Source organism: Thalassospira sp. (assembly GCF_030690045.1).
GTDB lineage: Bacteria > Pseudomonadota > Alphaproteobacteria > Rhodospirillales > Thalassospiraceae > Thalassospira.
The window spans coordinates 192,350-218,968 of sequence record NZ_JAUYHK010000014.1 but is presented as its reverse complement, the minus strand read 5'-3'; the positions used below and the strand labels follow the sequence as shown (position 1 = coordinate 218,968).

At 55.8% G+C, this 26,619-nt stretch carries 25 protein-coding genes; 16 read left to right on the top strand and 9 right to left on the bottom strand.

Features of this window, described 5'->3' with window-relative positions:
* The first annotated feature begins 19 nt into the window (after nt 1–19).
* Genes Q8O73_RS11440 through Q8O73_RS11405 form a run of 8 tightly spaced genes read left to right on the top strand, consistent with a single transcriptional unit; the run spans nt 20 to nt 7,951 of the window.
* Nucleotides 20–1,135, top strand: a complete 1,116-nt coding sequence (locus tag Q8O73_RS11440) for a glycosyltransferase family 4 protein (RefSeq protein WP_305558291.1) — start codon at nt 20–22, stop codon at nt 1,133–1,135.
* Nucleotides 1,132–2,319, top strand: a complete 1,188-nt coding sequence (locus Q8O73_RS11435; RefSeq protein WP_305558290.1) for a glycosyltransferase family 4 protein — start codon at nt 1,132–1,134, stop codon at nt 2,317–2,319. Before Q8O73_RS11440 ends, Q8O73_RS11435 begins: the two co-directional genes overlap by 4 nt.
* On the top strand, nt 2,312–3,448 hold the full coding sequence (locus Q8O73_RS11430; protein WP_305558289.1) for a hypothetical protein: 1,137 nt from the start codon (nt 2,312–2,314) through the stop codon (nt 3,446–3,448). Before Q8O73_RS11435 ends, Q8O73_RS11430 begins: the two co-directional genes overlap by 8 nt.
* Entirely contained in the window at nt 3,445–4,188 is a 744-nt protein-coding gene (locus Q8O73_RS11425; protein WP_305558288.1) for a hypothetical protein, read from the top strand. Before Q8O73_RS11430 ends, Q8O73_RS11425 begins: the two co-directional genes overlap by 4 nt.
* Nucleotides 4,173–5,714 carry a hypothetical protein gene (locus Q8O73_RS11420; protein WP_305558287.1) on the top strand — a complete coding sequence of 514 codons (1,542 nt, stop codon included), beginning with the start codon at nt 4,173–4,175 and terminating at the stop codon, nt 5,712–5,714. Before Q8O73_RS11425 ends, Q8O73_RS11420 begins: the two co-directional genes overlap by 16 nt.
* Nucleotides 5,711–6,442 (top strand): glycosyltransferase family 2 protein, encoded by a 732-nt coding sequence (locus Q8O73_RS11415; protein WP_305558286.1) that lies wholly within the window; start codon nt 5,711–5,713, stop codon nt 6,440–6,442. The genes Q8O73_RS11420 and Q8O73_RS11415 overlap by 4 nt, the downstream gene beginning before the upstream one ends.
* Entirely contained in the window at nt 6,442–7,596 is a 1,155-nt protein-coding gene (locus tag Q8O73_RS11410) for a glycosyltransferase family 4 protein (protein WP_305558285.1), read from the top strand. Before Q8O73_RS11415 ends, Q8O73_RS11410 begins: the two co-directional genes overlap by 1 nt.
* Nucleotides 7,586–7,951, top strand: a complete 366-nt coding sequence (locus tag Q8O73_RS11405; protein WP_305558284.1) for an MmcQ/YjbR family DNA-binding protein — start codon at nt 7,586–7,588, stop codon at nt 7,949–7,951. The genes Q8O73_RS11410 and Q8O73_RS11405 overlap by 11 nt, the downstream gene beginning before the upstream one ends.
* Here the strand turns inward: Q8O73_RS11405 and Q8O73_RS11400 are convergent.
* Nucleotides 7,948–9,237, bottom strand: coding sequence for a nucleotide sugar dehydrogenase (locus Q8O73_RS11400; RefSeq protein ID WP_305558283.1), 1,290 nt, complete (start codon nt 9,235–9,237; stop codon nt 7,948–7,950). The genes Q8O73_RS11405 and Q8O73_RS11400 overlap by 4 nt on opposite strands.
* 90 nt (nt 9,238–9,327) lie before the next feature.
* Nucleotides 9,328–11,133: an alpha/beta hydrolase gene (locus Q8O73_RS11395; protein ID WP_305558282.1), complete on the bottom strand. Its 1,806-nt coding sequence runs from the start codon at nt 11,131–11,133 to the stop codon at nt 9,328–9,330.
* 158 nt (nt 11,134–11,291) lie between these two features.
* Here Q8O73_RS11395 and Q8O73_RS11390 point away from each other — a divergent pair, with 158 nt between their 5' ends.
* Together Q8O73_RS11390 and Q8O73_RS11385 are read left to right on the top strand one after the other, a co-directional pair.
* On the top strand, nt 11,292–11,549 hold the full coding sequence (locus tag Q8O73_RS11390) for a CopG family ribbon-helix-helix protein (RefSeq protein WP_305558281.1): 258 nt from the start codon (nt 11,292–11,294) through the stop codon (nt 11,547–11,549).
* A complete protein-coding gene (locus Q8O73_RS11385) occupies nt 11,546–11,836 on the top strand; it encodes a type II toxin-antitoxin system RelE/ParE family toxin (protein WP_305558280.1) in 291 nt (96 codons plus the stop codon). The genes Q8O73_RS11390 and Q8O73_RS11385 overlap by 4 nt, the downstream gene beginning before the upstream one ends.
* 53 nt (nt 11,837–11,889) lie before the next feature.
* Here Q8O73_RS11385 and Q8O73_RS11380 read toward each other — a convergent pair whose 3' ends face one another.
* A complete protein-coding gene (locus Q8O73_RS11380; RefSeq protein WP_305558279.1) occupies nt 11,890–14,892 on the bottom strand; it encodes a leucine--tRNA ligase in 3,003 nt (1,000 codons plus the stop codon).
* A 274-nt stretch (nt 14,893–15,166) separates the two neighbouring features.
* Between Q8O73_RS11380 and Q8O73_RS11375 the strand changes: the two genes are divergently transcribed.
* The gene (locus Q8O73_RS11375; protein WP_305558278.1) at nt 15,167–15,850 is read left to right on the top strand and encodes a DUF5610 domain-containing protein; all 684 of its coding nucleotides are present in this window, start codon (nt 15,167–15,169) and stop codon (nt 15,848–15,850) included.
* A gap of 670 nt (nt 15,851–16,520) precedes the next feature.
* Here Q8O73_RS11375 and Q8O73_RS11370 read toward each other — a convergent pair.
* On the bottom strand, nt 16,521–17,999 hold the full coding sequence (locus tag Q8O73_RS11370) for a hypothetical protein (protein ID WP_305558277.1): 1,479 nt from the start codon (nt 17,997–17,999) through the stop codon (nt 16,521–16,523).
* Nucleotides 18,000–18,131: 132 nt separating this feature from the next.
* Here Q8O73_RS11370 and Q8O73_RS11365 point away from each other — a divergent pair, with 132 nt between their 5' ends.
* Nucleotides 18,132–18,371, top strand: a complete 240-nt coding sequence (locus Q8O73_RS11365) for a superoxide dismutase family protein (protein ID WP_305558276.1) — start codon at nt 18,132–18,134, stop codon at nt 18,369–18,371.
* Nucleotides 18,372–18,467: 96 nt separating this feature from the next.
* Here Q8O73_RS11365 and Q8O73_RS11360 read toward each other — a convergent pair whose 3' ends face one another.
* From Q8O73_RS11360 to Q8O73_RS11350, 3 genes are read right to left on the bottom strand one after another with little or no spacing between them, the layout of a single operon-like run.
* The gene (locus tag Q8O73_RS11360; RefSeq protein WP_305558275.1) at nt 18,468–20,906 is read right to left on the bottom strand and encodes a nucleoside triphosphate pyrophosphohydrolase; all 2,439 of its coding nucleotides are present in this window, start codon (nt 20,904–20,906) and stop codon (nt 18,468–18,470) included.
* A complete protein-coding gene (locus Q8O73_RS11355) occupies nt 20,903–21,472 on the bottom strand; it encodes a hypothetical protein (protein ID WP_305558274.1) in 570 nt (189 codons plus the stop codon). The genes Q8O73_RS11360 and Q8O73_RS11355 overlap by 4 nt, the downstream gene beginning before the upstream one ends.
* Nucleotides 21,473–22,096 (bottom strand): HIT domain-containing protein, encoded by a 624-nt coding sequence (locus Q8O73_RS11350; RefSeq protein ID WP_305558273.1) that lies wholly within the window; start codon nt 22,094–22,096, stop codon nt 21,473–21,475.
* 215 nt (nt 22,097–22,311) lie between these two features.
* Here Q8O73_RS11350 and Q8O73_RS11345 point away from each other — a divergent pair, with 215 nt between their 5' ends.
* Nucleotides 22,312–23,202, top strand: a complete 891-nt coding sequence (locus tag Q8O73_RS11345; RefSeq protein WP_305558272.1) for a class I SAM-dependent methyltransferase — start codon at nt 22,312–22,314, stop codon at nt 23,200–23,202.
* Between the two features lie 12 nt (nt 23,203–23,214).
* Here Q8O73_RS11345 and Q8O73_RS11340 read toward each other — a convergent pair whose 3' ends face one another.
* Nucleotides 23,215–23,619 carry a hypothetical protein gene (locus Q8O73_RS11340; protein WP_305558271.1) on the bottom strand — a complete coding sequence of 135 codons (405 nt, stop codon included), beginning with the start codon at nt 23,617–23,619 and terminating at the stop codon, nt 23,215–23,217.
* Nucleotides 23,620–23,813: 194 nt separating this feature from the next.
* On the opposite strand from Q8O73_RS11340, the gene queC reads away from it, so the two are divergent.
* The 3 genes from queC (at nt 23,814) to queE (ending at nt 25,831) form a co-directional block, all read left to right on the top strand.
* Nucleotides 23,814–24,563: a 7-cyano-7-deazaguanine synthase QueC gene (gene queC / locus Q8O73_RS11335; RefSeq protein WP_305558270.1), complete on the top strand. Its 750-nt coding sequence runs from the start codon at nt 23,814–23,816 to the stop codon at nt 24,561–24,563.
* A 141-nt stretch (nt 24,564–24,704) separates the two neighbouring features.
* Complete coding sequence (gene queD, locus Q8O73_RS11330; protein ID WP_305558269.1) at nt 24,705–25,061, top strand: 6-carboxytetrahydropterin synthase QueD; 357 nt, start codon at nt 24,705–24,707, stop codon at nt 25,059–25,061.
* A complete protein-coding gene (gene queE, locus Q8O73_RS11325; protein WP_305558268.1) occupies nt 25,058–25,831 on the top strand; it encodes a 7-carboxy-7-deazaguanine synthase QueE in 774 nt (257 codons plus the stop codon). The genes queD and queE overlap by 4 nt, the downstream gene beginning before the upstream one ends.
* Here the strand turns inward: queE and Q8O73_RS11320 are convergent, their stop codons facing one another.
* Nucleotides 25,832–26,542, bottom strand: a complete 711-nt coding sequence (locus Q8O73_RS11320) for an isoprenylcysteine carboxylmethyltransferase family protein (protein ID WP_305558267.1) — start codon at nt 26,540–26,542, stop codon at nt 25,832–25,834.
* Nucleotides 26,543–26,619: the final 77 nt, after the last annotated feature.

The window sequence follows — 26,619 nt, the reverse complement described above, 5'->3', positions numbered from 1 at the left end:
TTAAAAATGAAAGTTTCCCGTGCGGATTGTTCTTCTGACCAACCTGATCCCGCCTTATCGAAAGGCGGTCTATGCTGCTTTTGCCGACAGGCTGGTGCAAGAAGGCGGGATGTTGCACATCATCACGACACAGGCGGGCGAACCGCAACGCGACTGGCCGATTGCCACCGGCCCCTATGCCCAGACCCGTTTGCCCGGTCTGGCACTGCCATTGGGCGAAAACCGCGTATTGACGTTCAATACCGGGCTTGTCGCGTCGCTGAAGTCGATCCGGCCCGATATCGTGATCATTGCCGGATTTGGTCCGGCACAATGGCGTGCTGCGTTCTGGTGCAAGGCAAATCATATTCCCTATATCGTGCAATCGGATGGCTGGACCGGGTCGGAACGGATTTATGCCAATCCGCTGCGCCGTCGGGTCCGCCGTTACCTGATGTCCGGTGCCGCCGCCGAGATTGCGGCGGGAAGCAAGGGGGCAGACTGGTTCGTGCAGTCCGGCATGGAACCCCGCCGGATTGTCATTGCGCCGATCCCGGCTTCTTTTGCGGTTCCGGCTTCAATCGCCCCGCCTTTGGAAACCCGCCGGTTTGATGTGCTGTGGTGTGGCCGACCGACGTTTTCAAAGGGGTTTGAGGATTTCCTGTGCATTGTTGCCCGCTTGCGCGATTGCCATTCTGTCACCGGCCTTCACATTGTCGGCATTCCCGATGATGACACCATCGCCCGCAAGGCCATCACCCGGTATGGCTTGCACGATATCAGCACCATCACGGCCCCGGTCACACCGCATCGCCTGTCTGCTATTTACCAATCCGCCCGTCTGTTTCTGCTTCCCAGTCATAATGATGCGTACGGCGTTGCGGTGATCGAGGCAATGCAATCGGGCACGGTGGCACTTGCCAGTGACCGGACAGGTTGTGCCCATGATGTTCTGGTGGCCGGTGAAACCATGTTGCCAGTGGGAAAAATCGATATCTGGGTTGAAAAATGTGCGGCCCTGTTACGAGACAACACCACATGGCATAACACCTGCACGACACAACAGACCGCGACCGCCCACCTGACAGCCCAATATGCGGCCGATCAGATGTGGCGGGCCTGTGCCCTTATCCCCAAATCAGGGGATTTATCATGACCGAAAACCGCGATATCTGGATGATTGGCCGGGTGGACCAGTTTCGCATTCTGGCGGCACATCTGACCCAAAAGAACCGGCTGGCACGGTGGGACAGTTTCTGGCGAACCGATGGGACGGGCTGGCCCAATCCCGCCGCCCGGCGACTTGATCCGGTTATCTCGTCCATACCGGGCCGTCATGTGATGCCCGATATTTTGGGCAAGGCCGCACGGACTTTGCGCCTGCCGGGCCATAATCTTTGGTCCGATCTGCCGTTATCGTGGCTGGCAAAATATCACATGCCGGGCCCCATTCGCCTGTTGCACGGACAGGGTAATTACAGTCTGCCTGCGATGCGCAAGGCGCGTGATCAGGGCATTGTGTGCATCAGCGATGTCACCGGGCAACTGGCCCCGATCCGCCAGAAACAGCTTGCCCCGGAATATTGCCGTCATGGCCGGACATGGCGGGAAATATCGGGATTTCTGGCACAACGCCGCACCGCAGAAGCCCGTTTTGCCGATGCGGTATTTGCACCGTCCGAAACCGTTGCCTGCGGATTGGCAGAATGCGGGATTGCGGAACGGCATATTCACATCATCCCGTTTGACGCGCCGCGTGCCAGCCATCTTTTAACCCAACCGCGCCGCACGGATGGCGGGGAAAACGGGATCAAACTGTTGTATGTTGGCGATATTGCCATTGCCAAAGGTATCCGGCCATTGCTGGCCGCATTTTCGATGTTGCGGCATCAGGTCGGCATTTCCGTGACCCTGACCCTGATCGGCCCGGCACGCGACTGCGCCAGACCGTATCTGGCCGCTCTGCCCGACGGGTGCGACTGGCAGGGGAAACGCCCGGCAAAGCATGTGATGGATGCCCTGCACAATGCCGATATTTTCGTCTTTCCCAGTTTTTCCGAAGGCAGCAGCCTTGCCGTGATCGAGGCGATGGCCGCAAACCTTGCCGTGATTGCCACCCCGAATGCCGGAAGCCCGATCCGCGATGGTCATGACGGGGTGTTGACGCCTGCGGGTGATGTAACGGCACTTCACACCGCCCTGATGTGCCTGATCCATCATCCTGCCCTGCGTCAAAACCTTGGCGCACAGGCCCGCGCGACCATCCGTCATTTGACGGCGGAGGGATATGGCACGCGGGTCGAGGCGGCCTATGAAAGGGTGTTGTCGCGTCATGGCTGAATTTCTTGCGCCGGTCTGGATGATGATGGCCACCGGTTTGGCGCGTGCCGGGGGTCTGGTGATTTTACTGATACTGGGCCGTCATTTCAGCGCCGGTTTGCTGGCGCCGTATTTTAATGCCCTGATCATGGCCGGGGTCGGTGTGACCATTATTCAGGCCGGATGCGGGCCGCTTCTGGTTCGTCTTGCCCAAACCGCACAACACCGTATTTTGCTTATGCTATTGGGGTTGCGGTTGATCCTTGCCGGAATGGTCATTGTCATTCTTGCCCCCATGCTGCCCCTGGCAACATGGCCGGTTTTGCTGATGCCAATATGCGCGGCGCTTGCCCCGGACTGGCTGATGACCGCCCGCCTGCAATTTTCCAGACTGACCCTGCTTGCCGCCATCGCCCAACTGGCCGGGATTGTGATGGCCGTGTTTGCCGTTGGCAGTGACTCTGTCAACGGGTTGGTCTGGTGTGCGCCGATAATCAGTCTGGTGGCCTGTTTGGGGGCCGGTTGTTTTGCGGTTTCCAACCATCCATTGCCTGTTCCAAAACTCGCCCCTTTGCCCGCCCGTACGATTATGACGCTGGTGGTGATGACGCTTCTGGCCGGGTTATTGCCCAATCTGGATATTGCCCTTCTGGCCGGAAAGCTGTCATCTGCCGATCATACCGCCCTGATGATGGCGCATCGTCTTGTTTTGCTCGCCAGTGCGCTGTTTGCCGGCATTGCATCGGCATTGTTTGCGCAAAAATCCGTTGGATGGCGACGCGATATCTGGTTGCTGCTGCCGGGGGTATTGATCGCCCTGCCGATGCTGATCCTGCCGGATATGGTTATCCGCGTTATCTATCAAAATCCGGTTGCCGGGCTTGCGGAATTGCTTCGGATTGCCAGCCTGTGGCCGCTGCTGACCGGCTTTGTCTTGCGCCAGATTTTGGTCTGGCAGGAAAATCCGGGCGGCCTGTGGCCTGCCATTGCAGCATTGCTGTTGTTTGTCGGCGGTGCCGTTGTCCTTGCCCTTATGCCCGAATGGACGGCGCAAACGGTGTTGATCGCAATGACAGTCAAACTTGGATTTTTGGCCGCCCTGCTGTCGCTGGTCGGGCGGTTTTCGGTGATGCAAAGGCAGATGGCATGACCCGGTTGGTTGCCGATATCGTGGATCATCGCCTGTTACGGGGGCAATATGGGCCGTTTGGTTTTGGCAATTGGGGATTTGAGGCATCTGATCGCCAGTCTTTCCTGACACTCAGTGAAACCAGCCGCCATGTGACGCGGACGGGGGATGTTTTTGAGTTTGCCGAAGGATCATGGCGGCTGGAATATCAGACCATCCCTGATCCCGATCATAACCTGATCCGCATCACCGCCCGCCTGACCGCATTGCGCGATGGCATCTTGCAGGATGGTGTGATCCGTCTGGTGTTTGACAAAGACGCCATTGATTGCGGCACCCTTGCCGGACAGACATATCGCCACCGCAATACCGGTCGGTATCGCCTGTTTGCCACCCGCCATGTCACCTTGTCGGGGACCGGTCATCAGATTGATATCACGCTGGATCATGCCGACGGGGCCGGGCGGTTTGATCCTTATATGTATCTGCGCGACGAGGGGGATTTGTGGATTGTGCATGCGCGGATGTTGCCGTCCGCACCCGAAGATGTCATCTGGCTGCGCTGGGCCAACCGGTTATTTACCGTTACCGCGCCGGAAGCGGTGGCAAGATTTCTGTGGCAAAACCGCGTTGGCAAGGCATTGTTATGGCGCTTGCGCGAACGCTGGGGCCGTCATGCCCCGGAAATTCAGGCTGTACCGCTGAATATCCTGCGGCGCGGACAATCCTTGCAGATGGAGGTGACATGCCGGTTTCGCTGACCTCCGACCGCATCGGGCATCCGCAGCAACGCTGTTTGCGGCTGGCGCGATTAATCGCGATTGAGCTTGCCAGTATCCAGCGCCCCACCGGCGATTTTCCGCAACCGGGTTTTTATGCCGGTGCCTTTGCCGTTGCCCTGTGGCAACATCTTGACCCGGTTACCTTTGCCGATCCGGTGGCGCGGGCGCTGTCATTTTTGCGTACAGAACCGAAAACCCGGACCTGGCATTACGAATTTATCGACCATGCCCTGCGCGATGCGCCGGGGATTTCGGATGCCACCCGCACGGAAATTTTGCAAGGTGCCCGCCCGCAAAATCCGCCGGTTGCCAATTGGCGACTGATGCGGCTGATTGCCCTTGCACAGGGCAATCGACGGGAGCGTCTCCACGCCATTCTGGCAGGCCGGTTCTTTATGCGGCAATTCGTCCGGGGCGGGTTGATCTATGACCGCAAGGGATGTTTTTCCGCGCAATATCATGCCTTTTGCGCGATGTTACTCAGCCAAAGCGATGATGCCAGACACCGCCAACTGGCACAGGATGCCACCGCCCTGATTGCCAAACTGACCGATGATCATGGCCATGCCAATCTGATCGGGCGCGGGGCCGGGCAAAGTTTTGGTGCGGTCACCGCCCTTTATGCCCTGCTTGCACATGGTTACGTCCCGCAAACCACCGCCATCCTGACCCGGCTGGAAAGCGCGATGCTGGCGGATAACAGCCTGCCGCTGAATTTGCTGGCATCGGGTGACCTGCCCGGCATTCCTCATGACCCGTCCCCGGATCATCCCGACACACCGGGCTGGTACAGTTATAACCGCCATTATGATTATCTGGCCTTTGCCGGATATGTTCTGGCCCGTGCAGCGCAATTGCCTGCCGTATCCCCACCAGAACACGCCACCGCACCGGTGGTCTTGCCACCCGATACTTTGGGAATTTATCGCGGCGACCGTTATCAGGCTTATGGTTGCGTGCGTGGCACGGCCCCCTATGACATCACCCCGGCCCCGGTTGTCGTGGCCGATGGTGCGGTGTTGCTGCCACCCACCGGCGGCGAACAGGATTTCAGAAGCCTTTATGACAGTGCCAGCCTGCCGCTGCCCTGCCTGCCGCGCGGTCGGCATTTTGCGCGTTTTATCGGCGGTGCGATTGGCCGGAATGACATGCGCGTCGATTTCGATCTGGCCGGATGCAAGGGGCAACGCCATGTGCATTTCGCCGCCGATCATATCAGGATCACCGATCACATCACCCCGGCCGATGATCGCAGCGGCACGGATGATGAATTTCGGTTATTGCGCCTGTTTTTGCCCGCCGGGTTGGTTTTGCATCACCCCGCGCCCGATATTCTGACGGATCAAAACAGTGGCCTGACCCTGACCGGCTCTGCCGCCCTCCATATCGGACCATCACACCATTTTTCAGCCTTTGGCCCGGTGCAACTGGTGTTTCTGACCGCCCGCATGGGGCAGGATGGCGGGTGCAGCGGGTCGGTGCGGCTGTCATGGGGGGTGGCATGACACCCCCGATCACGATGATTGTTACCATCCATAACGGCCATGATCATTGGTCGGGTTGTCTTGCCAATCTGGCGGCAATCCTGACGGCAGATGATGGTGCCATTCTGGTTGATGACGGATCGGACCCGCCATTTGTGCTGCCTGCGCCCTATGATCAGGATAAGCGATTTCGCCTGATTTCGCCCGGTCGCATTGGCCGGGGGGCGGCGCTTGATCTTGCCATAAACCATGCATCCGACGGGATAATCTGCATTCAGGATGTCGATGACCGTTCCTTGCCGGAACGTCTTGCACATGTGCGCAGGATTTTAGGGCAATATCCGGACAAAATCCTGCTTGCCGCCGCAAAGGATGATCGCAAGATCTCATCCGAATCCCTGATTCCCGTCCCACCACACCGCCTTTATCGTGGCAATCCGTTTCATCATTCATCCCTGGCTTTCTGGCGCGATACTTGGGATACGGTTGGTGGATATGACGCCAGCCTGCCCTGTTGTGTCGATTATGATTTTTATCTGCGCTGTCTGGCCCGTCGCCCCGATGCGATGTTGTTTGCCGATACAGCGATGATCACGCGCAACCGGCAGGGCAACCGTCATTATCAAAATCTTGATCCGTCGATTTATCATCAGACGATGCGCCAGATTCGCAACCGATACCGGGCGGTACTTCGCCCGCCTTTATGGACCCGGCTTTATGATCTGCGGTTCTGGCGGGGCATATGGTGATGAAGACCCATCTTGTGGCCCTTGTGCAATTACCGCCGCCGATACATGGCGCGGCCATTATGAACCAACGCGCCCTTGCGGCCTTGCAGGCCCAATATCGCGTCACGATCCTGCCGATGCGGTTTACCCCGACCATTGCCGCGATTGGCAAAACCGGCATTGGTAAAATCCTGTCGGGATTGCGGTTATGGATTCGATTGATCGGGGTGATCTTTCGTGATCGGCCCGATGCCCTTTATATCTGCCTCGCACCGCGCGGGGCAGCGTTCTGGCGCGATGGGTTTTATGTTGCAAGCGCCCGACTGGCAGGCATTCCCTGTCTTGCGCATCTGCATGGGCGGGGTTTGCAAGATGGCATCCTGCAACGCTTCTTTGCCCGACTGGTTTTGCACGGGCAGACCGTGATTCTGCCCGGTGATGCCTTGCGGGATGAGGTCGCCGGTCTGGCCTGCGATATCCGCATTCTGCCCAATTGCGTATCGGCGGATGATTTTGCCAGCCCCGACCGCCCGCCGATCCATCGGGCACGACCCCTGAATTTATTGTTTCTGTCCAACCTGATTGCGACAAAGGGTATTGATACGGTGATTGCAGCGACATCGATCCTGCGGGAACGGAACATTGAATTTGATCTGGTTTTTGCCGGGGCGGAGGGCGACATCACCACCGATCAGCTTCATCGCAAAATCAGGGATGCCGGGTTATCGGATCAATGCCGCTATCACGGGCCGGTTACCGGGGCCGCGAAATCCGCCTTGCTGGCGCAGGCCGATCTTTTGCTGTTCCCGTCGCGCTATCGCAACGAGGCGCAGCCGCTTGTCGTGCTGGAGGCGATGGCCGCAAACCTGCCGGTGATTTGCAGCCCGGTCGGCACCTTGGGCGACATCATCCGCGATGGCGAAACCGGGCGCATTTGTGCGCCCGACAATCCGTTTGATCTGGCCGATAAAATCGTTCTGGCCCGCGACAATCCGCAACAAACCGTGAAAATGGCACGGGCCGCGCGTGCCTTGTGTCAGGAACATTTCGGTGCAGAAAATTTTGGCCGCATTTTGCGCCATCTGGTTCGGGATTGTCTCTTGATTTCGCCCGCCATGCCAAACAAGAATGGTCACGCTGCTTCACAGTGCAAAGAGGCCCCGGATGACCCGTGACGAGTTCAATGACTTTTGCCGTTCCCTGCCGATGACGACCCATGTTGTGCAATGGGGCGGGGCCGATGTCTGGAAAGTGGGCGGCAAGGTTTTTGCCATTGCGGGCTGGACCAAAGGCAACACGATGGGGATTACCTTCAAGACATCCGATATTGCCTATGAGGTTTTACGCACGCAGCCCGGCCTGCGGCCTGCACCCTATCTGGCGTCACGCGGCATGAAATGGATTCAGCATTACGATACACCCGGCCTTGATGACGCGGGGCTTCGCGATCATGTGCAGACATCACACCGGATCGTGGCACAGGGCCTGACAAAAAAGATGCAGCGTGAACTGGGGCTGTACCCGAATTAAAGCCGCCAGAAATCAATCCCGACCGGCACAGCATCACGGTCCAGCACCGCGCGGACATCGGCGACAAAACCTTGCTGGTCTTTTAGAAGATTCTGCACCATCGGCCAGCCGCCCTTGCCATATTGCCGGTGCGAAACCGCCAGAACCAGTGCATCTGCCGGTTTCAAATCCGCCTCGGCGACCAGTTCCAGCCCGTCAAATTCATGACGGACTTCGGCAGGATCGGCCAGCGGGTCATGAAGCTGCACCGTGATCCCGGCATCTTCGAGTTCGCGAATGATGTCGATCACGCGGGTATTGCGGATATCGGGCACATCTTCCTTAAAGGTCAGGCCCAGAACCGTTACCACTGGCGATTTGATACCGCCCTTGCGCAACAGGGCACGGATCACCTTGTTGGCAACCACCGCCCCCATGCCGTCATTGATCCTGCGCCCGGCCAAAATCACCTGCGGGTAATATCCCAGTTCTTCGGCCTTGTGCGTCAGGTAATAGGGATCAACGCCAATGCAATGCCCGCCAACCAGACCCGGCGTGAATTTCAGGAAATTCCATTTGGTGCCGGCAGCTTCCAGCACATCGCGGGTATCAATACCGGCCCGATCAAAGATCAGCGACAATTCATTCATCAGGGCGATATTCAGATCGCGCTGGGTGTTTTCAATCACCTTGGCGGCTTCGGCGGCCTTGATCGTCGGGGCCTTGTGGACACCGGCGGTTACGACACTGCCATAAACATCAGCGACAATTTCAAGGGTTTCCGGGGTCTGGCCCGACACCACTTTCAGGATGGTGGTAAAGCGGTGTTCGCGGTCGCCCGGATTGATGCGTTCGGGTGAATAACCGACCGTGAAATCCACCCCGGCCTTAAGGCCTGACAGGCTTTCAAGGATCGGCACACAGACTTCTTCGGTCGCACCGGGATAGACCGTGCTTTCATACACCACGATGTCGCCGCGTTTCAAAATGCCGCCCACGGTTTTGGAGGCAGAACGCAAGGGCGACAAATCCGGGCGGTTGGAGCCATCAATCGGGGTCGGCACAGTAACGATGTGAAAATCGGCCTGCCGCAAATCATCGGGATCATCCGTCAGAACCAGATCGGCAGCAGCCAGTTCAGGATCATCTATCTCGCCGGTGGCATCATGCCCGGCGCGCAATTGCGCGATACGGTTCTTGTTGATGTCAAACGCCACCGTCCGGCCAATATGCGTGCCAAAGGCCACCGCCACCGGCAAACCGACATAGCCCAACCCAATCACCGAAATCTTGCGCCCGTGGCTCATCAATCCACCCCTGAAATAAAAGACCGGTGAGTTCTAGCCAGCATGGCGGGCATCGTCAATCCTCATCACCGTCACCGGCCCGTTCCGGTATCATTGCTGATGCACATAACTTCCGGGCGCATCCTCCAGCACGGCATATCCGCGGGCCGAATTGCCGATTGCCGGAGGGGCCACTTGCCCGTTCGATCCGGTCGCCAGCCATTTCTGCCATTCCGGCCACCATGATCCTTCGTGATGCGGGGTCGTTTGTTGCCAGTTATCCGGATCGACATAACGATCCCCGGCCTTTTTCGTCGATATCTGAAAGGACCGGTGCGGATGGCCCGGTTCGCTGACGATTCCGGCATTGTGGCCGCCGCTGGTCAGAACAAAGGTCACATCGGTGGCCGGATGGAAGGTGATTTTATAAACCGACCGCCACGGCGCGACATGATCCTTGACCGTGCCGACTGCAAAGACCGGAAGGCGGATATCGGCCAGATTGACCGGGGTACCATCGACCATATGCCGGCCCGCCGCCAGATTGTTGTCCAGAAACAATCCGCGCAGATATTCCGAATGCATTTTATAGGGCATGCGCGTCAAATCGGCGTTCCACGCCATCAGATCATTCATTTCCTGGCGTTCACCCAACAGATATTCCTGCGCCAGCCGCGACCAGATCAGATCATTGGAACGCAAAATCTGAAAGGCCCCGGCCATCTGATAACCATCGAGAAACCCCTGATCCCACATCATGCTTTCAAGGTACGACACCTCGCTTTCGCGCACGAAATACATCAGTTCCCCGGCTTCGGTGAAATCGATCTGGGTCGCGAAACTGGTCAGGCTGGCAAGCCGGTCATCGCCGTCGCGCGCCATCGCGGCGGCGGCAATCGACATCAAGGTTCCCCCCAGACAATAACCGACCGCATGAATTTTCCGGTTCGGGACAATTGCACTGACCGCATCAAGGGCCGCCATCACACCCAGGGTACGATAATCCTCCATCCCCAGATCACGGTCGTCCGAGGTCGGATTGCGCCACGACACCATGAAAACCGTATGCCCCTGATCGACCAGATATTTCACCAGCGAATTATGCGCCGACAAATCCAGAATGTAGTATTTCATGATCCATGCCGGAACGATCAGGACCGGTTCGGCATAAACCTTTGGCGTGGTCGGGGCATACTGGATCAGTTCGATCAGATGATTGCGATACACCACCTTGCCCGGTGTGACCGCCACATCGCGCCCGACCTTGAAATTTTCGGCCCCGGCCGGTTTCTTTCCCGCCAGCATCAATTGGGCATCTTCGGCCAGATGTTCCAGCCCGCGCACCAGATTCATGCCGCCCTGTTCCAGTGTCGCGGCCAGAATTTCCGGATTGGTGGCAATGAAATTTGACGGGGCGGCGTGATCAAGAATCTGACGCAGGATAAAGGACATCACCTTTTCATCCTCGTCTGAGAGGCCATCGACATCGGTGGTGGCATTGTGCCACCATTGCTGGGTCAGCAAAAAGGACTGCGACATCACATTCCACGGCCATTTTTGCCACGCTGCCCCGGCAAACCGTTTGTCGGTCGGCAGTGGATCGATGCAGGGCGCACTGTCCGGATTTATGGCGTTATGCAGGCTGTATTGCCAAAGGCGGGCGAATTTGCGGTTATATTTTTCCGCCAGTTCGATCTGTTTGCCCGGCGACACCGCCAGATGCGCCAGCCAGTTAAAGGTGATCCCGGCCACCCCGGCAGGCGAAATACCGTTGGTCAGACGCGCCAGATTGGCCTTGAAAGCCCGGTCAATCGCATGGGCGGTATAATGGCCGGGGTCGGTATGATCCGGGCGGCAGGCGACGGCGGATGCATCATCCGTGGCCGTGGCCGAAACCGGGGATGTGCGCTTTGCCATGATTTATCCCTTGTCCAAAGGCCCAAAGTCATCATGGCGTGATCCTGCCACAGGTCTTGCAACGCCGCATTGCCATGAGTCAATTCATGACAATCGGGCCGTTTCAGATCGGCGTGATTATGCTAGACTGTGCGATAGTAAAGAAAGGATCAGCCCACATGACCGCCAGCATATCGATCACCATCAGCGATGACATGCGCAACCGCCTTGACCAAGTCGCCGCCCTGCGCGATCAGGAAAGTGATGATCTGATCCGCGCTGCCCTTGAAGATTATCTGACCCGCGAAATTGATATCATCAACGCCATCCAACGCGGCAGTGAGGATATCAAGGCCGGGCGGACGGTTGCGCATGATGATGCAATGGACGAAATTGACGCCATGCTGGATGCCATGTCTGTCCGGAAAACGGCGTGACATATCTGGTCCGCTGGTCTCGCGATGCGCTGGACGATATCAGGGAACAGGTCCGATATATCGGCACACACAACCTTCCGGCGGCACGCAAGGTTGCACAACGGTTGCGGCAGGCCGGAAACGATCTGACGCAGTTCAATTATGGCCGCAAAGGTCCTTTACCCGGAACATTTGAGAAAATCCTGCCCGACCTGCCCTATATCATCGTCTATCAACCCGATGAAGCATCGGGTTGCATCTTCATCCTGCGTCTGCTGCATTCCCGACAAAACCGGCCTGAACCATAAAGGGCGTCCCGAGGTGGAACGCCCTTTGGTCTGGTATTGAGGGTCGGTGGCGATCAGCCTTTGACCACGATATTGAGCAGTTTCGGCACCGGTTTGCCGACATAGATCACCTTGACGATTTCCATGCCGTCGAGATGGCGGGCGACATTGGGGTCGGCCTTGGCCAGGGCCTCGACACTGGCCTGATCGGCCCCGGCGGCGACCATGATCGCACCGCGTTTCTTGCCATTGACCTGTACGGGCACTTCAAATTCATCATCCCTGGCTTTTTCCGGGTCGAACACCGGCCAGTCAAACCGGATCACCGATTTTTTGGCAGCAAATTCGGCCGGGGCAAGGTGGCTTAACAATTCCTCGCCCAGATGCGGGGCAAAGGGGGCCACCATAAGGGCCAGTGCGCGGACATGATCGCCATGAACCGCATCCTGTTTGCCCAGCGCATTGGTCAGTTCGATCAAAGCCGCCAGCGCGGTATTGAGACGCAAATCGTCAATATCGGCTGTGACCTTGGCGATGGTTTTATGCAATTGCGTTTCGATTTTCGGATCGACAATACCGGTGCGTTCCGCCTGGGTTGCCAGTTTCCAGACATTGCCCAGAAACCGCAACATGCCGACAATCGCATCGGATTGCCACGGTTTGGACTGATCCAACGGTCCCATATACATTTCATAGGTGCGGAAGGTATCAATCGTGAAATTGTCGCAGATTTCCTCGGGCGGCAGGCCATTTTTATAGCGCTTGCCCATTTTGCCGGGAATGGTGATCAGGCGTTCGCCGGTATTTTTGTCAAAGGGGGCCTTTTTGCCGCCGTCATCGCGCATTTCGACATCATGGATATCGACATAGACCCCACGGGCGTCGGTATAGGCATCGGCCGTGATCATGCCCTGATTGAACAGTTTCTGGAACGGTTCGGGCGTTGCGACATAGCCCAGATCGAACAGAACCTTGTGCCAGAAGCGGGCATAAAGCAGATGCAACACCGCATGTTCCGCCCCGCCGACATACAAATCAACCGCGCCGGGTTTGGGTTTGCCATCGGCATCGGTCGAGGTGCCCCAATAGGCCGCCGCATCGGGCGAGGCAAAGGCCTGATCGTTATGGGCATCGAAATAGCGCAGATAATACCAGCACGACCCCGCCCAGTTCGGCATCGAATTGGCATCGCGGCGGAAGGCCTGCACTGTGTAATCGCGCCCGTCATGGGCATAAGTCGCGCCAATTTCGGCAGTGACCGGCAGGACCGATCCATCATCCAGCACAATCCCGGCGACATCCATCCATTCCTTTGCCCGTGCCAAGGGCGGTTCGGGTTCGGAATTGGGGTCTTCGTTTGATTGCGGTTTGAAATCGCTGACCTCGGGCAGCAATACCGGCAGGGCCTGTGCCGCGATGCCGCGCACCTTGCCGGTTTCGACCTCGAACAACACCGGAAACGGTTCGCCCCAATAACGTTGCCGCGAAAACAGCCAGTCGCGCAGTTTATATTGCACCCGGCCCCGGCCAATGCCACGGGATTCCAGCCATTCGATGATTTTCGCCTTGGCATCGGGGGTGGAAAGCCCGTTGATCGATACGGCATCATTCGCGGAATTGACGGTTTCGCCGATTTCGGTCTGGGCGATTTTAAAGGCCCCCGGTTCGGCGATATAGCGTGCAAAAAGCGCATCCGCGTCCAGCCCGGCGGCATCGGACGGCGCATTGTCGCGCAGCCAGTTTTCCGATGGTTTGGTGGTTGCGACAATCGGCAGATTGAATTTGTGCGCAAATTCAAAATCGCGCTGATCCCCCGCCGGAACCGCCATGATCGCCCCGGTGCCATAGCCCATCAGGACATAATCGGCGATCCAGACCGGGATATTTTCGCCCGTTACCGGATTGGTGGCGTGTGCGCCAATGAAAACGCCGGTTTTTTCACGTTCGGCATCATCCTTGGCCGAGACGGCCTTGAGTTCCGATGCCTGTTGGCGATAGGCCGCGACAGCATCGCGGCACTCATCGGCCACCAGCAGATCCACCAGCGGATGTTCGGGGGCCAGCACCATATAGGTTGCGCCAAAAATCGTATCGGGACGGGTGGTATAGACGGCGATTTTATCATTTGTGCCATCGCGGCGCGTCACCGGGAAATTGACCCGCGCCCCGGTCGAACGCCCGATCCAGCTTTTTTGCATTTCAACGACGCCATTGGGCCAGTCCAGCCCTTCGAGATCGGCGACCAGCCGGTCGGCATAGGACGTGATGCGCAACATCCATTGTTTGAGCGGGCGTTTGTAAACCGGATAATCGCCACGTTCGGATTTGCCGTCATTGGTGACTTCTTCATTCGACAAAACCGTGCCCAGCATCGGGCACCAATTGACATTGACCTCGTCAACAAAGGCCAGACGGCCCCGGTCAATGGCGGCCCCGATGTCATCTGCTGCGCATTTCACGCCATCGGAAATCAGGCTGGCGGGTTGCGGCACGCCGTCTTCGTCCAGCAACCATGCGCCGGATTGCAGCAGGGGTTCCAGTTCGGCAATCGGGCGGGCGCGGCCGGTGACGGATTTGCCGTCCGGCGCGGTCCAGATCAGGGTCGGGTCATAGAAACTGTTGAACAGTTGCAGGAAAATCCACTGCGTCCATTTGTAATAATCGGCATCGGTGGTGGCAAAACGGCGATGCGGATCATGGCCCAGACCAATCACCTGCAGTTGCCGCAGCATATTGTCGATATTGGATTCGGTGGTGATGCGCGGATGTTGCCCGGTCTGGATCGCATATTGTTCGGCCGGCAGGCCAAAGGCATCAAAGCCCATCGAATGCAGCACGTTAAAGCCGCGCATGCGGGCAAAGCGGGCCTTTACATCGGTCGCGATATAGCCGAGCGGATGGCCGATATGCAGGCCGACCCCGCTGGGATAGGGGAACATATCGAGGATGACGCTTTTTTTCCGGGTCGCATCGAAATCGGCATCGCCGGGATTGGGGGTGCGATAAATATCGTTTTCGCGCCAATAATCCTGCCAGCGTTTTTCAAATTCGCGCGCACTTTCCTGATAGGTCGCCACCGTAAATCTGCTCCTGCCTGTCCGGGGCATCCAAAGGGCAAGGCCAAGTCCGCCTTGCCGGGAAACCGCCCGGAAACAATATTGAAATTGAACCCGATTGAATATTGGTTCCGGGCGCGCGGTGCAATCCCTGATCACAGGGTTTGTGACGGTTTTGTCCGCCGCCATCCCCTGCCCCATATGTTTGACGATGGCTTTCTACCGCCAGATGTGCCATATTGGGGGTATGTTATGGGACTTCTGGCGGAACCGCGCCGGGAAACAGGAGACGGTCATGGATATCTCAACCACCGGATATGGCTTGCAAAACGGCAATGTATCGTTGCGTTCGGCGCAATCTTATTTGCCTTCGCAAGACGACTCGGACAGGGCGGGCAATCGTCGGGTCGAAACTGTTCTGGCGTCGGGCTTTCCGGATGCCACCAAGGTTTCCCTGTCGTCGCAATCCACCAATCTGTTATCGGCCGATCAGATTGTTTCGGCTATCAATGAAAGCCTGTCTTCGTCGGGTCTGTCGGTCAACGGGGTGAACCCGGATGATTACACGCCCGAGGCCGTGGCGGACCGCATCCTGTCGCTTGCCAGCGATGTGATTGCCAACAATGCCGGCAGCGAAGACGAAGCCCGCGAGATTTTTGCACAGGTCAAAACCGGGGTCGAACGCGGCCTTGAACAGGCGCGTGAAATTCTGGACGGGCTGGGCGCGCTGAATGGCACGGTTGCCAGCAATGTCGATGATACCGAACAACGGCTTCAGGATGGCCTGAATTCGCTTGAGGCCCGCCTGACCGAATTGCTGGGCCGCCCCGAAGCCACCGAACGGACCGACATCACCCCGGAACGCGATGAGCAGGTAACGCAAAGCCAGGTGACCCAGACCGCGCAAACCAGCCAGCAGCTGGCCGAATCCGAAATTGCCCGCGAGCGTTTCCGCACCCAGACCGCCGGGGTTCGCTAACCCCCTCACCGCCCGGAAAGCGTGATTTTTCGGGATTCTCATTTTTTTGAAAAAAGTTCTTGATTTGTTCTTTTTGCTGTGGCATAAGAGAAAAATCAACGGGGCAAATGCGCCCGGACCGAAACCCGCAAAGCCTTGTGCCTTGCGGGTTTTTGCGTTTGGCGCCAGATGAAAGAGACGATGATGATGCAGCGACAAAACAGCAGACAGACCGGCGGACGACCCCGCAAGATCATGACCGGCGGATGGAAAAGCCATTACGGCGGCAATCCGCCCAGGCGGTGAACACGGCCATTTGTCAGGACGCCCGAATTGCGTCTTGGTGGTGGCCGTGCGCCCGGATCGTGCCCGGTGTCATCCGGCAGTGCCGGGGTGGCGAAGGACCCGATGCGTGCGGCGCTTCGGGATGCGGGACCTCCCGCCCGATTTGCGCCTGCTGCCTTTCCGCCCGGCTCTCTCCACCCGGCTCCGGTCCGGCTTCGGCCGCCCGGAATCCGTTTGGCGGCCGCCCGACATGGGTGTGCAGGGCATTGGCGGGAGACTGGCATGGCTTTGCCCCATCGCAAGGATTTTGTGCGCCCGGACCAGAAGGCCGCAGGCCCGTATCCTGCCCGTCGGCGGTTATCGGTCTGCTATTGGCCCGGTATAGGCTCGGCATCGGCACATCGGCCTATAACCCGCCGGCAAGCGGGGGATCGCCATCATGGCGGGCACGGAAAAGTTTGCGCCCGGCATCCTGAATGCGGTTAAAGGCATCCTCGGCCATGAAACCGGAAACAAAGGCCATGAAGGTCAGCAGGAACGGGCTGATATCGATCTTGCCCGTGCTTTCCGATCCGCCGCCCTGTGTGACCATCAGCATCCCGGCCTGTGTGAACAGGAAAATGGCGATGGCGGCGGCGACACCCTCGCTGACCATGACCAGAAGCCTGCCGATGACGGCCGGATTGCCGCAGGTATCGATGATTGCATCGCCGGTGGATTGAGGGGTGGGTTGCGGGGCGGATTGCGGGGTGGATTGCGGCGATCCGACGGTCGCAGTGCCCGGCGACCTGCCCGCCGATGGCAAGGCCAGGCGATATCGCCGGATAAACGACACCACAGACCCCAGCCCGCCCGCCGCCACCGTCACCATCAGGGTCAGCATGATGGCGGGCATCTGCATCAGAAAGGCCAGAACACTGCCGACCGGCTGTTGAAACAGCGCCACCAGCGACCAGTGCCCCGCCGGGCCATCATGGCCCACACCGGCGGCGGTTCCGGCGGCGGTTCCGGCGGCGGGGCCGTATCCGGCAAGGCTGGCGATTTCGCGCTGCATGTCTTCCATTTCGGTCACAAGGCTGCTGCGCAGTTTTTCGGCCTGTTCGCGCTCTGTCAGAAGATTGATCTGTTCGACCTGCCCCCGGCCCCGGATTTCGGCAAAATGCATGGTGGCGGCTTCGGCCTCGGTTGCCCTTGCCGTAAAGCCGTTGCGAAAATCCATATCCGCCGCCGGGGAAAAGGCATTTTGGGAGATGGCATTGCGAAGGGCGGCCATGATGCGTTCGCCTTCGCGGTTGCGCGCCGTTTCCTGCCCGCGCAACATGGAACGCGCCCCGACATTGCCCGCCGCCATGCCATTTTGCGGCTCCTCGTCATAGAACCCTTCCGCGCCGTCTGATCCGTCTGCTCCGCCATCGGGCCCGGCGGGCGGGAAAGCAAGAAAATCATAGGCCGCGCGGATGGCGGCAAGGTAACTTTCGCGAAAACCGGGATCGAAATTTGCCCCATCGCGCGTGACCATTTCGCCGATATCGGCATAAAGATCAAAGGCGGTGCGCCATGCATCGACCGCATCGCGCCGCAATAGCTGCCCCTGTCGCACGATTTTGAGTGTATCGGCATCGATGGCGCGGATTTTCTGACGCAAATTGCGCACCCCGTCGCGCAATTCGGCCTCGTGCATGCCCTGAAGCACGACCCGCTCCAACGCCCCGGGCGAGGAGATGCCAAGCTCGCGACTGATCATTTCGCGCTGAATATCGGCGGTGAAACCGGCGAACAGAACCACGACAAAGAAAAGATACAAAACACACACCAGCGCAATCAGCGCCGAAGGCCCAACCCATATTGTCCAGCCCGCCCGGCGGACCCGGTTTTCCCTGATCATCTATACCGCCGTCAAAACAGGCGGCGCAAACCCGCGCCGCGAAAGGGATAGTTTGACGACGTTTGGGTAGAGGATGTGTGAGGGGGATGAAGGGATTGGAACTGAAAGCCGTCGGGTTCGCGCCGGTGGTACGTGTCGAGATCGAGGCGTGCGCCGAAGAAACCTTGCGCCGGAACCGCCCGGTCGGTGGGAGACAGGATGAACCAGTATGTCAATGGCAAGGGCAAACTTTACGCCCAGATTCTCAACACCGCCGTGCGCTTTGCCGTCGGCACAGGCAAGGCCGCAGTCATCCAGGCAGGCACCGACGATTATAAATCCCAGCCGTCAGGGGATACCGGGGACCGGATTGCTTGTGCGGTGATTGAGTAAAAAGATAAAAGGATCTTCACTGAGAATAAATTCAGGATATAAACATCAAAATCCCTATGTATATCTATATATACAATATATTTTAAAGATTAAATTCTATTTTTCACTATCAAATAAGTTAGTTTGTATAATCTCTGGCCCAGACTCACTTGAACTAATCTTTTTAATTATTAGATTACCATCTTTAATTTGCATAGAAAAACTCAGACATCCTCCCAAAGAAGATAAATTAACACTTGCTCTTCCGATTGAGTTCATTATAGCCATGAGGGGAACTGAAAAACCATCTTTAGTGTTTTGCGGTTTACTTAATGTATCCAGACTAACTACAGCTTGGCCTGAGTCTGTAGTAGCGGGACGGGCTAACGAGGTCTCGATCAATACCTTTCGATCCAAGAATCCACCACGCTTTTCTCTTTTTTGCTTCGCCGCTGCCTCTACTTCGTCCCAATCTAAATTGGCGTTTGCAGCCAACCCTCGCACGACTTCATAAACGTCTGCCATTTCTGCGAGCCTGTCTTCGCCGCCAACTGCATTGATAAACTCTTCCAGTTCTTCAACGACTTTTGCAGACAATCCATGGAGAGCATCATCTCTTTCAAGAATTGCCTCGACAACCTCTTCGCCACCATAAGCGATATTTGTTGGTATTTTATCCCGAACGATTTTTCCAAATTCCCTTTTTCCACGTTTTCGACTGTACTTGGCCCGGTTTTCGACCACAACACCGACACCTGCTTCGCATAGTCGATAATAGATGTGTGCAAGCATCGAACCTTCTAGCTTGACGGGAAGGCGGCGCTGCTTTGCTGTCTCAATTACTTTCTCTAGAAAAACATCGTCTCGTATCAAATTTGCGTCAGGCATCAATTTAATCGTTGCTTGCCTTTCAGTCAGCTTGTCCAAATCTGCGTAGCAGGTAACATCTACTTCCTTAAATTTTGCATCCACCCGAGGCGCTGTATCAAACTGTTCACGAGAACGAAACCACGGCAAATTTCTTCCGACACCGTAACCAACTGGAATCCCGCAGAACCACATAATTTGTGCATCGCTACCAAGCTTATCTGCGATCCGATGCGTTCGCTTTGCGATTTCCAGAATATCTTTGGGCTTAAGAACTTTAGAACGCCCTTTGCTCCGAAGCACACTCACATACGCCCAATTCCCATCATCCCGCTCAGACAAGAACCGCGTTTTATGTACTGATCGAGTATCAATAATCTTTTCTTGAGGAACAACGACTTCATAGGTATCGACAGGCAAAACCTGCATTCCGTCTGGCAATCCCCACAAAGCATCAACGATCACGGTTGGACTACCTTTGCGAGCATAAGCCCATGCTGAGGCTAGAGCCGGCAAAAATGCATGAATGAGAAACATTACATCAGATGGTTCAACGCCCTCCGTTTGAAGAGCGTTTAACGTTTTCTCACACCAATCCACAGCAGCTTCTGCCGTTACAGTATCTGTTCTCGGCAAATTGAATGATCGGAAATCTTCCTTACCACAATCGGTTCGCACCACTGCTCGATCATTAGTTACACGTTTGATTTCATGAACCAATTCCAGTCTTTTCTCCTGATCACCAGATGTTTGGACAACATCAGTACCCGAAAGCTGAAAAATTATTGGCTGAGAATGCTGCTCTTCAAAATCAAACTCAGAAAGGTTTTTTAGCTTCTTCCATTTCGTATGAGAGCCAATTTCATATTTTCGCAAGAAGCTTGTATTTTCAAGCTCTGGAACAAAATCACTTGTAACAGCAAGGTCCGTAGACGGATCTATTCCGTTATCAAGCTCTTTCCACTCCATGTCCAATTGCACAAGCCAAAGAATGCCGTCGGAACACACCCATTCCAAATGACATCTAGGGGCAACATTACTGCACACCCAGTTACCAACAGCACGAAGCAACTGATGAGGAACTGAACTACCACTCGCAAGCTTTTCCTTGGGGTCAGGCAACGGGGAAAATTTTGAATTCAAACCCTTAGTCGGAGCCCAAGGATGTTCAATTTCATATTTCCACTGATTCCTCGTTGGACTGTGCCGCACCTCGTTGGAAAGATGCCCAATTAGCGATGGCCTGACATATTGTTGAACAATCAATCCAAGAGCATCAGTTTTATCAACGCTTTCAGCTCGCTGATAAACCTCGGCAATAACATCCTCTAACTGCTTGATATCTTTCGCATCACCAACTTCAATTGAAGTATATTTTCCTCGATCAGCAATAGTTTCATTTCTACCACTTGATCGAATGATAACCTTGGGAATATTGGATTTTTCTGCCCACTCAAAAATCTCATTAACAAGATCAGAAAGGCAGTTTGGTTTTTCTTTCCATTTCTCATAAAATGAGACTGGAACAACAATGAATGTAGGCACCCATGTTGATGGCAACAGTATTAACCCGGCCGCTTTCGCTCCGAAAATTTTCGAAACATTCTGAAATGTTGAAAAAGAAAAACTTCCGCCCGATATTTCGGGCGCTAAATCCTTAATTATTTCTTCTGGATACGAAGTTATCAACTATCTGAACTCAAAGTCCCAAATATTTTTTGGGCAATCTTCTGCATAGAAGCGAGTATATTATCGGAGAAATAACCAAAAACAAATCCAAAACCTAAAAGAGTATATACTTCTCTAAAGTCTTCATTTCTTAAAAATGGGACAACACCGGATGCAAACAAGTACCCTGTAAAAAGAGATACCATTGCCGAATTAAAAGGAACAATTAACCGCCACAGAATCCTATCTTGATTCCATATCCCTCGACCAACCGAATGGTAAAGCCATTTCAAGTCAAATACGATACCACCAATCATTCCGGCGATAGCCAAGGCGACCCAATTTGCTCCGTCCACCGACAACCTTAAGCCTGTCAGGTTCGAAACAATAAACTCTGCCTGATCAATGCCACTCGGCTCACTCCAAAGCGCACCATCAACAAGCACGGCAATGCCAAGGCATAATAAAGTAATTAAATAAATGAGTTCGATGGAGATTTGAACCCAAGCCGCCGCGCAGAATCTGGTTTTCCATTCTCCAACTTTTCTGCCGTCATCAAGCTCGTGGTGATCTTCCCCGTGCGACATCTACTGACCAAACGCTTTAGCGGTTTTGTGAAGCCGATCCAAACTTGGAAACTTCTTATAGTCCCATCTATTTGCACATCCCAAGTTTCTTGCAATAATTTTGCGAAACCACTGAGATGTGTTTTTCTCAGGAAAACCAACAAACTCCGTATCGTAATTTGCTAAGTACAAATATTCACGACCGCTCGTAATCGTCTCATCAAGCTTATAAGCTTCCGGTATTTGCTGCCAGTCAACACCAGTTTCTGAAATCGATGTCGCGATCAAATCAAAAGGAAGTGGAACTAAATGCAAATGCGCTTGATCTACGGAGCAGCTCACCACCGAACCGTATCTGCCTCCATGCTCAAACGAGAACACACTCTCCGAAAAAAGTTCAAGCCTCTTGGTCAAGTTTTGGCGCAAGGTAACCAGCTCACGCCGCTCACCTTCCGTCAATCCAGCTAAATTTGGCATGGGACGTTTAGGGACAATGAGAATCCACCCGTCAACGAGCGATCCCAAGGAGGGCAAGACAACGAAGTTATCTGTTTCCGAGAGGACGATATCGTAACTTGGCTTATGCTGCTTATCCGCAGACATAAATAACCAAGAAAATTTCGAACCTGTATCAGCTCGGCGCATGTCGTTCTGCCTCTAGTCGCGAAGTCACTTAAAAATAGACCTATTTCGTTAAGTTTTAAATACTAATCTGATTGCTATTCCCCACTCTAACATCATAATCGCCCCGTGGATCCATATAAATAGTATACTCAAAAGCTCGCCGCATCCCATACCGAGAACAATCCTGATAAACGGCACGTCGTTAATTTCCAGACCAAGCCCGGTTAACAATGCACGTGAACACTACCTGCGAAAAAATTAGCTCTTGGCACCACCTCTCCCCCGACTGGCTGAACTGGGCGGATCAACTCGCCCCCGCAGCACAGAAGATCAACCGGCATCTAATCGACGCCCTCGACCTGCCTGCTTTGGCGCGGGCCGCCGACGGGCGGGCCTTGGTGGTGCTTGATCTGGCATCGGGGGTTGGCGAACCGGCCTTTGGCATTGCGCGGATGCTGGCCGGGGAGGAGGATGCCGCCCTGCACGGTCATGTGATTGCATCCGACATTGTGCCGGGCATGTGTGCCGGGTTGCGGGCGCGGGCACAGGCCGGGGGGATTGGCAATCTGTCGGTGGTGGCGGCGGATATGGAAAAGCTGCCGTTTGGGGCAGGGGCGGTTGATGCCGTTTCCTGCCGGTTTGGCGTGATGTTTTGCGCCGATCCCGACCGCGCCCTTGGCGAGGCCCGGCGCGTTTTACGCCCCGGTGGGCGGGCGGCATTTATGGTTTGGGGGGCGATGGCCGACAATCCGCTGTTTGGCGCGATGGAAGATGTGCTGGACCGTGTCCTTGGCACCGGGTTTGATGCCTGCGGGCATGATATCTGTGCGCTGGCCGATCCGGGCCTTGCCCGTGCGCGGCTGGAACGCGCCGGGTTTGCCGGGGTGGACATCACCACCCACCGCCCCGTCGGGCGCATTCCCGAAACGGCGGCATTCTGGGTGCCGCAACTGGAAATGCTGTTTGGGCATGTGATGCGCAGCGCCACACCGGGCCAGATTGAATCGATTCACTCCGCAATGTCTGACCGCCTGCGCCCCCATATCGCAGACGGGCATTTCCGGGTGCCGATGTGTTTTCATGTGGTGTCGGGGAAGACACCACTGATAAAATTCATATCAGCTTAATTTAAATGAAAATCAATTTAAACTAGACATATACTTATCAACAAATGAGAATATTAAATCTCCAACCGAAATTAATAGAGACATCGACATAAAAATAGAAATTGTATAAGATAAATACCTATTTTTAGAGAAATTTGTTTTCGAAAGAATCTTTAATGCAACCACAAGATTCATAACGTACAATGTAAATCCTGAAATGCTAAGTAAAATTCCCGTTACCATTCCAACATAAGGAAGTATAATAAATTTAGATCCATACTTAAGTATGTACAAACCAGCAGCCATAACTGATGCTGCGATTAAATAATTCCGAATGTGATCAAATATTAATTTTATATTTTTCCCACCATCTTTTGGGTCTGATACAAAATCCAAAAAATCAAGCAGCTTCCCATGAGAACCCTTATTCTCCGACATCCCATCCCCTCTCAAATTCAACTCACTGAAGAAATATCTTCGCATTTTGGGTGTCACAATGACACCAAGATGAATATCAGTCTTGTCGCAATTTCACTTGTAATAAGCTGTCAGTCGTGGCACATCGCGGCCATTGGTAGGGTAGTTCCCTCCCCTGTCGTAGCACCAGGTTAAAAACACGAAAGACATGACATATGAAGACGATTGTCGTCTGCTCTGGCGGGCTGGATTCCGTCACGCTGGCCTATAAGGTCGCGGCCGAGCATAATCTGCATTCCCTGATTTCGTTCGATTATGGCCAGCGCCATAAAAAGGAACTGGATTACGCCGCACGTGCCGCATCCGACCTTGGCGTCAAACATCATATTGTTGATTTGACCCCGGTCGGCGCACTTCTGACCGGATCATCGCTGACCAGTGATGATATTGATGTGCCCGACGGCCATTATGCGCAGGAAACCATGCGCATCACCGTGGTGCCCAACCGCAATGCCATCATGCTGGCGGTTGCGTTCGGGGCGGCGGCCTCGGCCGGGGCCGATGCAGTTGCCACCGCCGTTCATGGCGGGGATCATTTTATCTATCCCGATTGCCGCCCCGGTTTCATCAAATCGTTCCAGACCATGCAGAACCACGCCCTTGAAGGGGTGCGCGACGTTGCGCTTTATACGCCGTTCGTCAATGTGTCCAAGGCCGATATCGCGCATGAGGCCGGGCGGCTTGGCGTGCCGATTGACCGCACATGGTCGTGTTACAAGGGCGGGGATGTGCATTGCGGGCGGTGCGGCACCTGTGTCGAGCGGCGCGAGGCGCTGGAACTTGCCCGTGTGCCCGATCCGACGGTTTATGCAGATCGTGATTACTGGAAACAGGCCCGAGCGGAGCATATGGCGCGGACCCTTGGGGCTTCCTCCCCCTCCTCCGTCACGCCTGCGCGGGCATGACGGGGATATACACATTCCGCCCCTCCCGCGCAGGCGGGCGTCCATATCGCCACAACGAGAATTTTGCACTCTGGAACCAAACCGGCCGCAAGCCCTCCGCCGCATCGCGGGCACGGGCGCGCCGTATCGAAAGCAGCAACGATGTTTACCATCACCAAACAATTCGCCTTTTCCGCCAGCCATCAACTGGCGGGGCTTGCCGCCGATCATCCGTGTTCGCGCCTGCATGGGCATAATTATATTGTCGAGGTCGAATTGCGCGGTGCGACGCTGGATGATCGTGGCTTTGTCCGCGATTACCGGGAATTGTCGCCGCTTAAACGCCTGATCGACGATGAATTTGATCACCGGCACCTGAACGAGGTTCTGGGCCATGATCATCCCACCGCCGAAAAACTTGCCAAATTCTTTTGCGACTGGGCGCAGGCCCGCTGGCCGGAGGTTTCGGCGGTGCGGGTCTCGGAAACCCCGAAAACATGGGCGGAATACCGGCCATGAACATGCCATCCCATCCGCGCGACACCACCGGCGATATCATCCGCATTTCCGAAATTTTCGGCCCGACCGTGCAGGGCGAAGGTGCGCTGATCGGCGTGCCGACGGTGTTTGTGCGCACCGGCGGCTGTGATTTTCGCTGTTCATGGTGCGATACGCTGTATGCCGTCGATCCGGCCTTTCGCGCCGACTGGCACCCGATGACGGCACCCGATATTCTGAACGCCGTCAAAAAACTGTCGCAGGACAAGCCGATCCTGATCACGCTGTCGGGCGGCAATCCGGCGATCCAGCCGCTGGGCGGATTGATTGCGCGGGGCAAGGCCGATGGTTTTACCTTTGCCCTTGAAACCCAGGGCAGCATCGCCCGCGACTGGTTCGCCGATCTGGATTATCTGACGCTCAGCCCCAAGCCGCCCAGCGCGCAAACCCCGTTTGATGCCGATGCGCTGGCGGCCTGTATTGCCCGCGCGCAGGCAGGCGGGCTGTTAACCGGCCCGGCGATCACCCTTAAATTTCCGGTGCGCGATGGCTATGATTTGCAATTTGCCGATCATGTCCGCCGTTTGCATCCGGGCATTCCGGTGTGTGTGCAGCCGGTCAATACCACGCCGGCGGACCCGCACCCGGACGGCGCAAACGGGGTGGATATTGCCGGACTGACCGAACGGTATCGCTGGCTGGTGGATCAGGTGGCGGCAAAGGGCTGGTTCGATATCCGGGTTTTGCCGCAATGGCATGTGCATGTCTGGGGCAATCTGCGCGGGGTGTGATCAGAACAGAGTGACCAGCGGTTTGATCCAGCCGCTGTCTTGCGCCATCTTTACCGCCTCGCACAGCGGAATGGCGACCACAAACCAGCAGGCATCGCGCACGGTGCGCACAAACAGGGCCGGGCGGCAGGTGATATCGGAAACATCGCGCCAGCGATACCATGTCGGACGAAATCGCGGGACGGTATTGCAATAGACGCGGTATGCCCTGCCGAAAGTTTGCATCAGCACTTTTTCCTCAAGCAAGACCACGGGCCGGAACACACCGACACAAACCAAAAGGCAGGCACAGGCGATCAGGATGCTGCCGCTTTGCGCCCCGGCGCCAAAGGCCCCGATGAAACTGAACATATAAAGCGGATTGCGGCAGATCGAATAAGGCCCGGTGGTGACCAGTTCGGTTTTTTTGCGCCCGCCAATATAAAGCGCGCACCAGCCCCGGCCAAAAATGCAGATCGCAATGGCGACAAAGCCGACCGCCCGGATCATGTCATGGATCGCGGTGCTGTGGTGCCAGTATGCCTGAGTAAACACAATCAACGCAAACAGGGCCACCCCCCCCAGCCGCAACGCATATTTGCGCAGGCGGTGAACCTGTTGCAGATTGTTGGGCGGGATGGCGGGAATACTGTCGGGAACACTGTCGGCGACACTGTCCTCGACACTGGCGGCCGTCATTTCAGGGACGGCATGCGGTTCCGGATTTGTCATTCGGGTCTCCTGCAATCGGGAATCGGAATTGCAGGAGACTGGCCTGTTGCACGGCGGTTGGCGTCCGGTTGGAGCAA

Coding starts and splice junctions, on each gene's coding strand:
- Q8O73_RS11420 (WP_305558287.1), top strand. CDS start 4,173: ATGCCGGTTTCGCTGACCTCCGACCGCATCGGGCATCCGCAGCAACGC.
- Q8O73_RS11435 (WP_305558290.1), top strand. CDS start 1,132: ATGACCGAAAACCGCGATATCTGGATGATTGGCCGGGTGGACCAGTTT.
- Q8O73_RS11405 (WP_305558284.1), top strand. CDS start 7,586: ATGACCCGTGACGAGTTCAATGACTTTTGCCGTTCCCTGCCGATGACG.
- Q8O73_RS11415 (WP_305558286.1), top strand. CDS start 5,711: ATGACACCCCCGATCACGATGATTGTTACCATCCATAACGGCCATGAT.
- queE (WP_305558268.1), top strand. CDS start 25,058: ATGAACATGCCATCCCATCCGCGCGACACCACCGGCGATATCATCCGC.
- Q8O73_RS11320 (WP_305558267.1), bottom strand. CDS start 26,542: ATGACAAATCCGGAACCGCATGCCGTCCCTGAAATGACGGCCGCCAGT.
- Q8O73_RS11430 (WP_305558289.1), top strand. CDS start 2,312: ATGGCTGAATTTCTTGCGCCGGTCTGGATGATGATGGCCACCGGTTTG.
- queC (WP_305558270.1), top strand. CDS start 23,814: ATGAAGACGATTGTCGTCTGCTCTGGCGGGCTGGATTCCGTCACGCTG.
- Q8O73_RS11375 (WP_305558278.1), top strand. CDS start 15,167: ATGGATATCTCAACCACCGGATATGGCTTGCAAAACGGCAATGTATCG.
- Q8O73_RS11350 (WP_305558273.1), bottom strand. CDS start 22,096: ATGCGCCGAGCTGATACAGGTTCGAAATTTTCTTGGTTATTTATGTCT.
- Q8O73_RS11400 (WP_305558283.1), bottom strand. CDS start 9,237: ATGAGCCACGGGCGCAAGATTTCGGTGATTGGGTTGGGCTATGTCGGT.
- Q8O73_RS11390 (WP_305558281.1), top strand. CDS start 11,292: ATGACCGCCAGCATATCGATCACCATCAGCGATGACATGCGCAACCGC.
- Q8O73_RS11370 (WP_305558277.1), bottom strand. CDS start 17,999: ATGATCAGGGAAAACCGGGTCCGCCGGGCGGGCTGGACAATATGGGTT.
- Q8O73_RS11410 (WP_305558285.1), top strand. CDS start 6,442: ATGAAGACCCATCTTGTGGCCCTTGTGCAATTACCGCCGCCGATACAT.
- Q8O73_RS11340 (WP_305558271.1), bottom strand. CDS start 23,619: ATGTCGGAGAATAAGGGTTCTCATGGGAAGCTGCTTGATTTTTTGGAT.
- Q8O73_RS11395 (WP_305558282.1), bottom strand. CDS start 11,133: ATGGCAAAGCGCACATCCCCGGTTTCGGCCACGGCCACGGATGATGCA.
- Q8O73_RS11355 (WP_305558274.1), bottom strand. CDS start 21,472: ATGTCGCACGGGGAAGATCACCACGAGCTTGATGACGGCAGAAAAGTT.
- Q8O73_RS11425 (WP_305558288.1), top strand. CDS start 3,445: ATGACCCGGTTGGTTGCCGATATCGTGGATCATCGCCTGTTACGGGGG.
- queD (WP_305558269.1), top strand. CDS start 24,705: ATGTTTACCATCACCAAACAATTCGCCTTTTCCGCCAGCCATCAACTG.